The 14,170-nt window shown below is 56.8% G+C and carries 11 protein-coding genes; all 11 read left to right on the forward strand.

Annotation, left to right across the window (positions count from 1 at the left end; translation table 11 throughout):
- Positions 1-71: 71 nt before the first annotated feature.
- Positions 72-1,556 carry a spore germination protein gene (locus tag ACFOTD_RS09620; RefSeq protein ID WP_378118075.1) on the forward strand — a complete coding sequence of 495 codons (1,485 nt, stop codon included), beginning with the start codon at positions 72-74 and terminating at the stop codon, positions 1,554-1,556.
- Positions 1,557-1,563: 7 nt separating this feature from the next.
- Complete coding sequence (locus ACFOTD_RS09625) at positions 1,564-2,664, forward strand: Ger(x)C family spore germination protein (protein WP_378118077.1); 1,101 nt, start codon at positions 1,564-1,566, stop codon at positions 2,662-2,664.
- A gap of 22 nt (positions 2,665-2,686) precedes the next feature.
- Positions 2,687-3,784, forward strand: a complete 1,098-nt coding sequence (locus ACFOTD_RS09630; RefSeq protein WP_378118079.1) for a GerAB/ArcD/ProY family transporter — start codon at positions 2,687-2,689, stop codon at positions 3,782-3,784.
- Positions 3,785-3,861: 77 nt separating this feature from the next.
- Positions 3,862-4,692 carry a GNAT family N-acetyltransferase gene (locus tag ACFOTD_RS09635; protein WP_378118081.1) on the forward strand — a complete coding sequence of 277 codons (831 nt, stop codon included), beginning with the start codon at positions 3,862-3,864 and terminating at the stop codon, positions 4,690-4,692.
- Positions 4,693-4,730: 38 nt separating this feature from the next.
- Positions 4,731-5,564 carry a hypothetical protein gene (locus tag ACFOTD_RS09640; protein WP_378118082.1) on the forward strand — a complete coding sequence of 278 codons (834 nt, stop codon included), beginning with the start codon at positions 4,731-4,733 and terminating at the stop codon, positions 5,562-5,564.
- The gene (locus ACFOTD_RS09645; protein WP_378118084.1) at positions 5,561-6,160 is read left to right on the forward strand and encodes a hypothetical protein; all 600 of its coding nucleotides are present in this window, start codon (positions 5,561-5,563) and stop codon (positions 6,158-6,160) included. The genes ACFOTD_RS09640 and ACFOTD_RS09645 overlap by 4 nt, the downstream gene beginning before the upstream one ends.
- The gene (locus tag ACFOTD_RS09650; RefSeq protein WP_378118086.1) at positions 6,153-6,401 is read left to right on the forward strand and encodes a hypothetical protein; all 249 of its coding nucleotides are present in this window, start codon (positions 6,153-6,155) and stop codon (positions 6,399-6,401) included. The genes ACFOTD_RS09645 and ACFOTD_RS09650 overlap by 8 nt, the downstream gene beginning before the upstream one ends.
- A gap of 279 nt (positions 6,402-6,680) precedes the next feature.
- Entirely contained in the window at positions 6,681-7,862 is a 1,182-nt protein-coding gene (locus ACFOTD_RS09655; RefSeq protein ID WP_378118088.1) for a S8 family serine peptidase, read from the forward strand.
- 43 nt (positions 7,863-7,905) lie between these two features.
- Positions 7,906-12,345, forward strand: a complete 4,440-nt coding sequence (locus ACFOTD_RS09660; protein WP_378118090.1) for an S-layer homology domain-containing protein — start codon at positions 7,906-7,908, stop codon at positions 12,343-12,345.
- Positions 12,346-12,532: 187 nt separating this feature from the next.
- Entirely contained in the window at positions 12,533-13,366 is an 834-nt protein-coding gene (gene kduI / locus ACFOTD_RS09665; RefSeq protein ID WP_378118092.1) for a 5-dehydro-4-deoxy-D-glucuronate isomerase, read from the forward strand.
- 30 nt (positions 13,367-13,396) lie between these two features.
- Positions 13,397-14,164, forward strand: coding sequence for a DeoR/GlpR family DNA-binding transcription regulator (locus tag ACFOTD_RS09670; protein WP_378118094.1), 768 nt, complete (start codon positions 13,397-13,399; stop codon positions 14,162-14,164).
- Positions 14,165-14,170 lie beyond the last annotated feature (6 nt).

The following is a 14,170-nucleotide window of genomic DNA, read 5'->3' on the forward strand; positions in this document are numbered from 1 at the left end:
GTGCATAAAGGCTTCGGATAACCGGATACTACTGGAAAAGGCGGGAACGGCCGGCCAACGGAGGGATGATTATGCCAGAACAGCATTTCGATAGCAGGACGGCCGTCCTGGACAGCTGCAAGCGCTCCGTCGATTTCGTGACGACGCCCTTAACGACCGGAAAAATCAACTTCAGCTTCTCTTACTATAAAACGCTGATCGACGAGGAAGCGCTCGGCCATCTTCTGCATGCGCTGCAAGGCTCGACGCAGGCCAAGGAGAGCGCGGATCTGAAGGCGCTGCTCGCGCATGTCCCGATGGACGGCATCGAGTCGGATCCCGATCCGCAGCGCGTGCGCAAGCTCATTTTCAAAGGCTACCTGCTCGCTTATCCCGGCAATGACCCCGAGCAAGCGTGCGCCCTTGTCCCGCTGCCGGCCAAGAAGGGGCTGCGGGCGAGCAACGAGACGGACATGGAGTTCAGCGTCGTCGGCCCGAAGATCGGCTTCATCGAGGATCTCGATACGAACATCCATCTGCTGCGCGCGCAGTTGAATACGCCCGATCTGCTGCTCAAAGAGATCGTCGTCGGCTCCGTCTCCCGCTCGAGAGTCGCCATGCTGTATATCGACGGCATCGCGAACGACGAGAATGTCGCGAAGATGGAGAAGCGTCTGCGCGACATCGACTTCGACGTCGTATTCGACACCTCGCAGCTCGACCAGATCATCGCGGACAATTCAAGGACGCCCTTCCCGCTGTTCACGACGACGGAACGCCGGGACAGGGTCGTCTACGCGCTGATTACGGGGCAGGTGGCCGTAATCAGCGAAGGCTCCCCTTATTTCATCACGGGACCTTCTACGCTGTTCGATTTTTTCCTCTCGCCGGAAGACTACTTCATGCCCTGGATCCTGGGGTCCTTTTTTCGGGTCATTCGCATTTTCGGCGTCATTTTTTCGTTGTTCGCTTCTTCTTTTTACGTGGCGCTGATGACCTATCATTACGAAGTCATCCCGAAGGAGCTGCTCGGCCGCTTGATCTTCTCGCGGGAGAACGTGCCGTTCGCGCCGTTTCTCGAGGTGCTGTTCCTGGAGATCACCGTCGAGTTCCTCCGCGAAGCCGGCGCCCGCTTGCCGAGCCGCATCGGACAATCGCTCGGCATCGTCGGCGGCGTTATTCTCGGACAAGCGGCGGTCGAGGCGTCCCTGACGAGCAACATTTTGATCATCATCGTATCGCTGTCCGCACTCACCTCCTTTGTCACGCCGATCTACAAAATGTCCAATGCGATCCGCTTCCTGCGTTTTCCCATCATCCTGCTTGCCGCCATCTGGGGCAGTCTCGGCATCGCCATCGGCGTCTGCTTCCTGCTCGTGCATCTGTCCAAGCTCCGATCGCTCGGTTATCCGTATACCGTCCCGTTCTTCCCCGTCCGGGCCAAGGACCTCAAGGATAGTCTGGTGCGGTCTTCTTATTCCATCACCGGCTCGCGGCCGTCTTACTTGAAGCCTGCGTCGATGCTGCGTTACAAGCCGGCGCCCGAGAAGAGAAGCAACGATTTTGACGAGGAGTGAGAAAGGCATGCGAGGCGTATGGAAAACGGTCCGGCGGATCGCCGCGCTCTTCACAATGACGCTCGTCTTGGGCGGCTGCTGCAGCTCGCAGATCGTCGACCGGATCTCGCTGGTTCAGACGGTAGGCTACGACAGGCAGGAGGGGAAGATCCTCACGAGCCTGCTCGTCGGCGAGTATACGGAGGAGGACAAAACCAAGGTCAAGCTGCTTGAGGCGGAGTCGAACAACAGCTTCGACATGGTGCCTCTGCTGAACAAGGAAACGAACAAACCGATCGAATACGGCCAGATGAGGCTGATGATGTTCGGCAGATCGTATGCCGAGCAGGGAATCGCCAACGTGCTGAAGATTTTGTCCCGCGACGTAAAGATTCAAAACCGCTGTCTGCTAGCCGTCTCGGATACGACCGCGAGAGAGGCGATGGCGGCGACCGCCGATTCCGACGATACCCTGTTCCTTATGAATATGATCGCGCAAAACACGAGAACGGCCGAATTGCCCGGCAAAAATTTGCAAGAGGTGATGTACGGCTATTACGGAGAAGGCCGCGATTTCTTCTTGCCCTACATCACGATGGACAGCCGGCATAAGCCGCAAGCGGGAGGCGTCGCCCTGTTCAAGGGCGACCGGATCGTCGCGGTCGCCAAAGGCGCGGAGACGCTTTATCTGAAGCTTCTGTCCGAGAAAACGCGCGCAGGCATGCTGCTGGTTCCGCTTGAGCAGAAGGGCGGAGCCGATCAATATTTGCTCCTGCGCATTTTAAATTCCCGTCCTTCGTGGACGCTTCGCACAAACGGCTCCGTGCCATCCTTCAAGATCGCGCTTCATATGAAAGTAGGCATCAAAAGCATCGCGGAAACGATAAGACTCGAGGATGACTCGCAAGCCGCGAAGCTGGAGCAAACGATCGAGCGCTTCATCGAGACGGGCATGTCCGATTTCATTGAGAAGTGTCAAAAGCTTGGCATAGATCCCGCCGGCTTCGGCGATTACGTCCGGACGCACCGCCGAAGCTGGGACAGCGAAGCCTTCTATGCGGCCTATCCGACGATGAAGGCAGAAGTGCGCGTGAATGCGAAGCTCATGCAAAGCGGGACGATCGATTAAGGCGAGAGGAGGAACGGCGCCCTTGGACAAAACGACGAAGAGCGACAAGTACACGCTGTCGGCCGTCCATTTGTTTTTTCTGCTCTACGTCAGTCTGGTCGGAGCGGGACTCATGGATTTTCAGCGATACGCGGCGGCCGTATCCGAGCAGGATACCTGGATCGCCGTCTTGGCTGCGTCGCTGTTCATTGCCCTCCTGATCTGGATGATGTACGGCATTCTCGCGCGTCAGGGGGCTCAGGGAGCCAATCTCGTAGCGGTAAACCAACGGTATTTCGGTCGGGCGATCGGCGCGGTCCTCAACCTTTGTTTTGTGCTTTATTTTCTATGGGGCGCGTTCGTGACGCTTCGTTTTTATTTGCATGTGATCGAGGTGTGGATATTTCCGGAAATGAATCAGTGGCCGCTTGTGCTCTGCGTATTCGGTTTGCTGTATTATACGGTGTCCGGAGGCATTCAGACGGTCGCGGGCATTTGCTTTTGGGGGACGCTGAGCATTTTTTTGTTCGTTCTGCCGCAGACGGCGCTCGTCTATCCCTTTTTGCATCCGCAAAACCTGATGCCGGCGTTCGATCATAGTGTCGAGGCGATCTTCGGCTCGACCAGGCTGATGGCCCGGCAATTTTTGGGCTGCGTGGCGCTGATGGCCGTCTATCCGTTCATCAAGGAAGGCGCCCGCTCCGCCAAATGGGCCTATATGTCGGCAGGGGCCGCCGCCTTCATTTATCTCGTTATGCTGCTGCTCGCGCTGATGTTCTTCAGTCCGCAGCAGCTCAAGGAGACCGTCTGGCCGACGCTCAGCATCGTCTCCATTATTCACGTACCGCTGATGCAGCGTCTCGAATATGTCGTGCTGAATTTATGGCTGCTCAAGATGGTGTCGAACATATCGCTCGGCTTGTGGGCCGCCTGCCACAGCTTGAAGCAGCAGCTGCGGGTGAGGCCACGGATCGCACTGGCCGGCGCGCTGGCGCTGTTCACGATTATTTTCTATATCGACAACGACCCCGGAGATACGAGGAGAATGATTGAATTGTACGCGAAATCCGGAGAATTTCTGGTGTTTTTATACGTCCCGCTCGTGTTCGTTATTTCGCGTTTCTCGGCGAAAGCAGGTTGATCGGTCAAAAAAACGGGACGGTTAACGAAGGGGAGTGGTAAAATCAGGGGATAACCCTTATTGCTGGAGGGATCCCCTTGACGAACGCACTACAGCCCTCGCTTGCGCTCATTTCAGATATCGAGGCTTCCGAGATCGAATTCATGATGGATCGCATGGAGGCTATCCGGGACAGACCCGGCAATCCCGAAGGCATCGAGATCGAGCGTTTCGGCAATGCCGTATGCTTTTACAGCAAGACGATGCCATGGCCCGCCTTTAACACGGTCAAAGGGCTCGCCGAGACGGATGCGGACGAGATCCATGCGATCGTCGCGATCTATCGGGACAGGGGGCGTGCCGTTCAGTTCGAAGCGGTGCCTGCCTTGGCGAGTTCGAGTCTGCTCAGGAAATTGACGGAGGCGGGATTTTATCCGTCCGGCATTCATACGTCTATGTATGTGCAGCCCGAACGGCGGGAAGAGAGGGAAGCGGCACCGGCTGCGGGCGGGATCTCGATCGAAGCGCTGCGGGAGGATCAATTGGAGCTGTACGCGGAGATTCATTGCAGAGGGACGGGATTGCCGGATGCGGGAATTCCGTCCGTCGCCGCGAATAACCGGGTGCTGCACGGCCGGCCGGGATGGCAGTTCTATCTCGCATACGCAGACGGTGTCGCTGCCGCCGCCGGCGTTCTTTTTACCCGGAATAACAAAGCCTCGTTCACCTTCGCGGCCGTATTGCCGGAATATAGGAATAGAGGGCTCCATCGGCGGCTGCTGGATGCAAGAATCGACGAAGCGCACCGGAGAGGCTGCGAGATCGCCGTGGGTCAGTGCGCGTATTTGTCCCAAAGCCATCGGAATATGGACCGGGCCGGGATGAAGCTCGGGTACGTGAGGACGACGTGGACGCGGCTTGACGGTTGAGGCAGTCTGAAGACAGGCGAGGCGAAAGGGGAGATCGTTTGCGGAAGGCATACATAGGATGGATGATCGTCGTTGTCTTGGTCGCAAGCTGGGCCGGCAACATATACGCGCACGAGGCGAACCGTCTGCCCGAAGGACGCTTTTTATCGCATCTTATCGAGGTGACCGATTCGCCCGGGGACTCTTTCATGCTGTACTATATCGCCAACAACGATGACAAGCGGCTGCCCGTGTCGGTGTCGATCGAGGGGCTGCCGGCGCTGCGGTTTTATCCGATCTCCGAATATATGACCTTCAGAAGCCAGAAGCTTTATCGGCTGATCGGACATTTCGAGCCTGGCCCGGAAGATGCGGATTCGCCGTCCGGGGCGGCAGCGCCGCTGACGATCCGTTCGGTCGACGTTAACTACAGCGACGGTACGCGGGGGACGTCGGATATCGGCAAGATGATCGTGTATCGGGAGGACTGGAGGAGCAGCGACTCCATCAGCCAATTCAGCTCCTCAAGCTCAAGCGACGGCACAAGCACGGCTTCGTTCCGGGTGGATCAACCAGTCATGGTAAACGGCTTAAGCTCCGCTTTTTTGAGCGAGCTCGGCTCGGCCTTCACGTATGATCTGCACGTTGGAAAAGAGAATGTCGTCTTGCCAAGCGCGATCGGGGCCGGATCGTCGTTATCGCTGAACATGGCTTTTCCGGTTCCGCCGAATTCGCAGCTCTACCTCCAGCCCGTCGCGATGCGGCTTCTGCTCGAATATACGGATGAGGCAGGCATTCATCGGGAGCAAATGATGCCGACGGAGCGGCAGCCTTATCCGACGCAGACGGCCATTCGCGAATACGTCAAGGCGCAGAGGAGGTCGAAGGAATGAGGACCGCTTGCTCGCAGATTGCGTGGGGACTGGGCCTTATGCTGTTCGATTTTCGGATCAACAGCTTCGACGTGCTGCCGGATGCGCTTGGATTCATTTTGATCCTGCTCGGTTTATACGGCTTCCCGGATCGCCGACAAGGATTCGGGATCGCCAAGCTGGCGGCGGCTGTTATGCTGGTGTTGTCGATCGCCGAACTTGCGGGAGCGATGCCGGCCGCAATGACGATCTCGCAGACGGATCGTTTATACGCAATGCCCGCTTTGACGGCAATCGGCTTTTCGGTGCTTTGCACGCTCGCGCTGCTGTACGGCTTGTGCGAAGGCTTCGCACGCACGGCGGCGTCGAGCGGCCTCGAAGCCTTGGCCCGATCCTTACGCTCGGCATGGAATTTAAGTCTCGCGACGGGCATCGTCGTGCTGTTCGTTCTGCCGTTCGGCTTGAACGGCTATACCGGATTCGCGGCGTTCATGACGGTGCTTGCAGGCTTAGGCCAGCTTGCGGCGGGCATCTGGCTGATCGTGCTCGTACGGAGGTTGGGACGCGAATACATTGCCGCAAAGCTCGGAGAGGAGGAGGAGGTTCCGCATGTTTGAGGCGTTTCGCAAGACGAACGTCGTTGCCATCCTTTTAATGATCGCAGGCCTCGTCTTTTTTTTGGTCGGACTTTTAACCTCGCATGAAGCGGCTTGGATCGGCCCCTTCGGTTTTACCGCGGGTTTAGCGCTTCTGCTGCTTGTGGAGGCGAACAAAACCGAGTTGAATCGGTTGCGGCTTGAGAACGTGGAGCTGCGGCGAAGGCTGGACGCGATTGAAAAGCGTACGGCCAGAGACTAAGAGGTTTGTATCGATTCTATAAGGTCGCTTTAGGAGAGGGCAATCCAACTGCCCTCTCTTTTTTGTGCATGCTCGGCATGGGCATGTAAAAAATACGATTTTTCCTCGAGTAACGACGCTACTGAAGCAAATTGCAAATTTATCTTTACATAAATGTCCCAATTCTCTATGATGAAAATGTCGAAAAATGTAAATAGTCCTCAAGAATCAAAATCCATTATATACCATGTCGAATTATGTCAGATTATTAGTTAACTCAAATACATGGAGACGATGGGAATGACATACGGCAAGGCTGGAAAAAAGTTTATTTTTATTGTTGTTATCGCGCTATGTATTCTGACCTCCTGTCAGCCGGGCTCTCACAATAATCCGCCTTTTGGACCGGATGCGGCCGAGGCGAACAAATGGGCGACGATCAATGATTATTACCGCGTTTCCGAATTGCATAAGCGGGGCTACACGGGGAGCGGCGTCCACGTAGCCATCGTGACATTTGATACATTCGAGCTCACAGACATCGAAGTGTTCTCCAAACAGTTCAATCTGCCCAAACCCACCATTAACGTTATTCCTCTCTTTGGCGGTGCCGTGCATCAAGGCGCGTCGGCCATCGGACACGTGGAGTCGACGCTGGACATCGACGTGGTGCACGCAGTTGCTCCGGATGCGGTAATCGATGTGTATTCCGTACCACCCGCAGTACCTTTCAATCTTGTCTTGCAGAAAATTTTGGACGACGGACAAGCCCGGATTGTTACTTTCTCGTGGGGGCGAGCGCCGAACCCGCGGGATGACGAGCTCTCCTACGCGATTATTGAAGAGATGGGCAGACGGGGAACGACCGTTTTTGCTTATACGGGAGACAACGGTCCGAGCGATGACAATTCGAGTGTGGCGTCTCCGTCTTATTTCCCGAATGTCGTAGCCGTCGGCGGAACTGTAATAACTGCCGATCCGACGTCCAAGCGCGTATCCGAACGCGAATGGCCGCTGTCGGTAGGCGGCTGGAGTACCCTTTATCCCTCTCCCGGCTATCAGTCCGCTGCTGCAGCCTCGTTAAAGGGGAATTCGGATGGCGGAAAATACCGCATGCTGCCTGATATCGTCGGTCCATCGATCGTGACGGCAGCCGGATCGCCGACTGCGGATAAAGACGGTCCGCCGATCTTCGTCACCGACCCGAAGACAGGAGAGGGATCCTGGGTACCGGCCACGGGGACAAGCGTCGCCGCGCCTTATATGGCAGGCATTTTCGCGAACATCGCCGGAGGGCTGCAGCGAGGACTTGGCGATATTCATGAGACGCTTTACGGTCTGATGGGTCAGCCGGCATTTAACCGCGTAGATTCGAGCTCCGAGGAAGCTGTCGTTGAGGGAGGTGGTTCCTATTCTATGACAGCAGGACTGGGAAGCGTGAATACGCTGGAAATGGCAATTGCATTTGGTTTGGCGAATTAAGCAGCAGGAGCCCTACTACATCATTGGAGGAAGGTATCTATTTATGAATCGACGAACATTAAGCGCCGCATTGCGCTTGGTCATCGCAGCATGTATGCTCCTGACCGGTTTTCCGCTCAACAACGCCTTAGCGGGCCAACCCGGTCCGGTACAATCGGTAACAACGCCCGCGCTCGGATCTGAACTATCCGTCTCCAATGGTAATCTGACAGATGACGGCAATGGCGTGTACACGCTGGTGCCCGGCGGTTCTACCGTGACGATCTATTATCAAAATGATACGAATAGCAGCCTTACAAGCGAAGATGCTCCCGGTTATCAGACGGTGGAGCATGTTGGCGATCAGCCGAGTTCAATGAACTGGACCTGGGGTTCGTACTCGCCACGCAGCGTAGACGCTTCTTTAGATATTGAAGACGGTACGGCGCAGGATATTTACTTCCAAATGGGCAATGGACCGGGACTTGAAAAGATTCTCGTTAAGGTTCGCTTCGCATCCGTACCCGTGACCGCGACCACGAACGCGAACGCGTACAATACCGATACGAGCGCCTTCTTCTCGGGTACGGCGAATAATGCGCCAGCGCTAACGCCAGTCGGATTCGAATATTCGAAGGATGCGAACTTCGCGAATAGCGAAACGACCGAAGAGCATCAAACGTCGCAGTCGAACAATTCCATCTATGGATCAGTATCGAATCTGGAACGCGGCACTACGTACCACTATCGCGCTTATGCCAAGGTTGACGGCACGACCATCTATGGCGAGACCAAATCGCTCAAGACGGCGGCCATGACCGCGCTTGACGTGAAGGACGCCGGCGGTACGACGCTGACGAAGTCTCCGGCTGCGTTCAGCTACGGTACGGCGGCGTACGAAGTGCATGTGCCGAACAGCACGACGACAGTGAGCGTAGCCGCGACTGTAGATTTAGGGACGGCAATGGACGTTCAGGATCTTGACTTCAAGGTAGGCGGCATCGCGGCTAGCGAATCCTGGGAGCCGAGCGGCACGACGCAAACGTCAACCCGCCAGGTCAGCATTACTGCAGACACGACGACGGTCTGCGTTGCTTACCCGAGTTTCACGGGGCCGGCAACGATACCGAATGCATGCGGTCTGAAGCAATTTGAAATCAAGATCGTTCGCGATGCGGCGCCAACCGTGACCACGAACGCGAACGCGTACAATACCGATACGTCCGCCTTTTTCTCGGGTGCGGCGAATAATTCGCCAGCGCTAACGCAAGTCGGATTCGAATATTCGAAGGATGCGAGCTTCGCGACTTTTGAAACGACCGAAGAGCATCAAACGTCGCAGTCGAACAATTCCATCTATGGGTCGGTATCGAATCTGGAGCGTGGCACCACGTACTACTATCGCGCTTATGCCGAAGTCGGCGGCACGACCATCTATGGCGAGACCAAATCGCTTAAGACGGCGGCCATGACCGCGCTTGACGTGAAGGACGCGGGCGGTACGACGCTGACAAAGTCTCCGGCTGCGTTCAGCTACGATACGGCGGCGTACGAAGTGCATGTGCCGAACAGCACGACGACAGTGAGCGTAGCCGCGACTGTAGATTTAGGGACGGCAATGGACGTTCAGGATCTAGACTTCAAGGTAGGCGGCATCACGGCTAGCGAGTCCTGGGAGCCGAGCGGCACGACGCAAACGTCAACCCGTCAGGTCAGCATTACTGCGGACACGACGACGGTTTGCGTCGCTTACCCGAGTTTCACGGGGCCGGCAACGATACCGAATGCATGCGGTCTGAAGCAATTCGAGGTTAAGATCGTTCGCGACGCGGCGCAGGTGGTTCCGCCGACGGTGACCACGAACGCGGAGGCGTACAATACCGATACAAGCGCCTTCTTCGCGGGTACGGCAAACAATGTAGCTGCGCTTACGCTGGTCGGATTCGAATATTCGAAGGATGAGAGCTTCGCGAATTTCGATACGACCGTAGAATTACCATTGCCGCTCAGTGCCGATATCCATGGATCGGCAGAAAATTTGGAGCGTGGCACCACGTATTACTATCGCGCTTATGCCAAGGTTGACGGCTCGACCATCTATGGCGAGACGCAATCGTTCAAAACGGCGACCATCACCGCTCTTGACGTGAAGAACGAAGGCGGCACGACACTGACGAAGTCTCCGGCTACTTTCAGCTACGGCACGACGACTTACGAAGTGCATGTTCCGAACAGCACGACAAGCGTGAGCGTAGCGGAGACTGTCGACTTAGGGACGGCAACGGCTCTTCAGAATCTGAAGTTCGTTGTAGACGGCAACTCGGCTACCGAACCATGGGTGTCGAGCGGCACGAACCGGACGTCGACGCGCCAAGTCGACATCACAAAGGATTCGACGACGGTCTGTGTTTCTTATCCGGTATTTACGGGGCTGGGAGCGGCGAGCGGGGGGGCATGCGATCCGCAGCAATTCGAAGTCAAGATCATTCGCGATGCGGCGCAGGTTGTACCGCCAACGGTGACCACGAACGCGAACGCGTACAATACCGATACGGAAGCCTTCTTTACGGGCTCGGTGTACGATGCAGCCGCGCTTACGCCGGTCGGATTCGAATATTCGAAGGAAGCGAACTTCGCGAATTACGCAACGACCGAAGAGCGCGAACTTCAGCAGTCGAGCAACTCCATCTATGGATCGGTATTGAATCTGGAACGCGGCACCACTTACTATTTCCGCGCTTATGCCGAAGTAGCCGGAACGAAAGTCTATGGGAATACGCAAACGTTCAAGACGGCGACCATCACCGCCCTTGACGTGAAGGACGCCGGCGGTACGGTGCTGACGAAGTCGCCTGCTGCGTTCAGCTACGGTACGACGACATACGAAGTACATGTTCCGAACAGCACGACAAGCGTTAGCGTAGTCCAGACTGTAGATCTGGGGACGGCAATGGACGTTATGAAACTTGATTTCGGCGTAGACGGCAACACGACTGCCGAATCGTGGGTGTCGAGCGGCACAAGCCGGACTGCGACCCATCAGGTCGCCATCGCAGCGGACACGACGACGGTCTGCGTAGCTTCCCCGATATTCACGGGGCCGGCTACGATGGCGGGCGCGTGCGGTCCGGAGCAATACGAAGTCAAGATCATTCGCGATGCGGCACAGCCGGTCGTGAATAATCCGGCACCTGCGACGACCACGACGACGCTCGTTCTGGACTCCAACCCCAGCGAGATCAATCAATCGGCTAAAGCTGCGATTACGCGCATCGTAGGTTCCAATCTGTCGCTGTCGGCGACGCTGAAGACGCAGGACGGCAAGCCTTTGAGCATTCCGGACATTACGATCGGCGCCGACGGATCCTTCAACCTGACGAATGTTCCGGCGGGCGTGTACAAAGTCAACCTGAACCTCGTGGCGCCGACAGGCGAGAAGCTGGTCGGAGGCGCGGGTAAGCTGACGGTGAACAACGACGGAACCGCCAAGCTTGAAGCGGGACTCATCGATCCGTACGGCATTGTGACGGATTCGGTGACCGAACAAACGATCGACGGCGCCACAGTCACGCTGTATTGGGCGGACACGGAGCTGAACCGTTCGAAGGGAAGGACGCCCGGAACGATGGTCGTGCTGCCCGAGCTGCCGGACTTTGCGCCGAACAAAAACCGTGATCCGCAATCGACGGTCAACGGCGGTCAATACGGCTGGATGGTTTTCCCCGAAGGAGATTATTACATCTTGGCCGAGAAAGACGGCTACGACACGTTCGACAGCCGCAAGGACACGCGGGACGAACAGCAAGGAGACGACAGCTATATCAAGAACGGCAATATTCACGTCGGTCAGTCGATCGTGCATTACAGCTTCGCGATGCAGCCGACGGTCGTCGACTCCGGCAATCACAAGCCGTACATGGTGGGCTATCCGGACGGGTCCTTCCTTCCGGAGCGCGGCATGACGAGAGCGGAGACGGCTGCTATTCTAAGCCGCCTGTTCGCCGATGCGGCAGGACAAACGACGTCCGCATCGTTCTCTGACGTAAAGGGAACGCACTGGGCGGCGAAGGCGATCGCGTTTGTCACGAAGCAGAAGTGGATGGTCGGTTATCCGGACGGAACGTTCCGTCCCAACCAGCAAGTGACGCGAGCGGAGCTGGCGCAAATTCTGCTGAATGTGAAGAAGTGGAGTAACGAATCGGAAAACGCCTTTGCGGATGCCAAGGGACATTGGGCTGAAAAGGCGATCGGCATTCTGCAGCAGCAAGGCTTGATCTCGGGCTATCCGGACGGCACCTTCCGTCCGAATGCGCCGATCAAGCGCGTTGAAGCGGATGTCATCTTCAACCAATTGACCGGACGCAAGCCTTGGTCCGTACCGGCTGTGCAGAAGTGGACAGATGTCGCGCCGGACTACTGGGGCTACAATGCGGTTATGGAAGCTTCCGTACCGCACGCCTATGAGGTGTTCGAGAGCGGCATTGAGAATTGGACGTCGCATTAAACGGCGTTAGCGTGTTCGAAGAATAGACGGGGTTGTCCCCAGGTCATTCCTATGATCTGAGGGGCAGCCCTGTTTTTGTTATGACTTTTTATGTGGAATAAAGGTTGTAAATGAACGCATCCTGATTTAATATAAACATATACAAACTTATATGAACACAAACAAACAATCGGAGGTTTTTAAAACGATGGAAAACCGTTATGCATCCCATCCCCGCGAAGTTAAGGCATTCGACACGGCGCGCCTGCGCGAGGAGTTCCTGATCGAAGAATTGTTCAAGCCGGACCAGCTGACGCTGACATACACGCATGTCGACCGCTTCATCGTCGGCGGGGCGCTGCCGGTGAAGGGCTCCGTCAAGCTCGAAGCGGATGCGAAGGCGATCGGCGCGGCGACGTTCCTGGAGCGCAGAGAGATCGGCATCATTAACGTCGGCGGCGCGGGCAGCGTGACGGTCGACGGCGAGACCTACGCGATGGCGAACAAGGATTGCCTTTATATCGGACTTGGGGCCAAGGAAGTGCTGTTCGCAAGCGATGACGGCGCGCAGCCGGCCAAGTTCTACCTGAACTCGACGCCGGCGCACAAGACGTACCCGACGGTGAAGGCGGCGATCAGCGAAGCTTCGCCGAACCACCTGGGCAGCTTGACCAATTCGAACGAACGCACGATCTACCGTTACATCCACACCGGCGGCATCCAGAGCTGTCAGCTGGTCATGGGCATGACGCTGCTGAAGGACGGCAGCATGTGGAACACGATGCCTAGCCACACGCACAACCGCCGTTCCGAGGTTTACTTCTACTTTGACATGCCCGAAGACGGCGTCGTCTTTCATATGATGGGCGAGCCGCAGGAGACGCGCCACCTGGCCGTGCGCAACGAGCAGAGCGTCATCTCGCCGAGCTGGTCGATTCACAGCGGCGTCGGCACGGCAAGCTACACGTTCATCTGGGGCATGGCGGGCGAGAATCAAATTTTCGAGGATATGGATCCGGTCGCCATGAAGGATATAAAATAGAAGGAAATCGCTAGGATTGGAGATTCGGCAATGAACCCTCTGCGCAGACACGAGATGATCATGGAGATGCTGCTGGCCGCGAACGAGGTGACGGTGGCCGAGCTCAGCGAACGGCTTGAGGTGACGGGAAAAACGATCCGCGAGGACCTGGCCAAGCTCGAGGAAAAGGGACTGCTGCAGCGCATGCACGGCGGTGCGATGCTCGCGCAAGCGGACCAGCTTGGCATTCTGTCGCTCAAAAACCCTATCGCGCGCCATGCCGCCGAAAAGGCGGAGGTCGCGAAGCTGGCGGTGTCCCTGATCGAGCCAGGCGATATCGTCGCGCTCGACGGCGGCACGACGATGCAGGAGATGGCCCGGCAGCTGCCGAACCAGCCGATGACCGTCGTGACCAACGACATCATTATCATCAGCGAGCTCGTCCGCAAAGAGGCCATTCGTCTCGTCGTGCCCGGCGGCTATCGCGTGCGCAATATGCTGGTCGGGGCCGATGCGGTCGCTTACGTGCGCAAGCTCAATATCCGCAAGGCGTTTCTCGCGGCGACGGGGGTTCAGCCGGACTCCGGCTTTACCATCTACACGGGGGAGTTCAGCGAGATGAAGCGCGCCCTCATCGAGACGGCCCAGCAGTCCTTCGTGACGGCGGACCATCACAAGTTCGGGCAGGGCGCGCTGTTCACCTTCGCGCAGCTGACCGAGGTCGAGGCGATCGTTACCGATGCCGGGCTCTCGCCCGAAGTGGCTTCCCAATACAGGCAAGCCGGCGTCAGATTACTAATCAACCAAGAGAAGGAATGATATAGC

The organism is Cohnella sp. GCM10012308 (assembly GCF_042649185.1).
Classification (GTDB): Bacteria; Bacillota; Bacilli; order Paenibacillales; family Paenibacillaceae; genus Cohnella.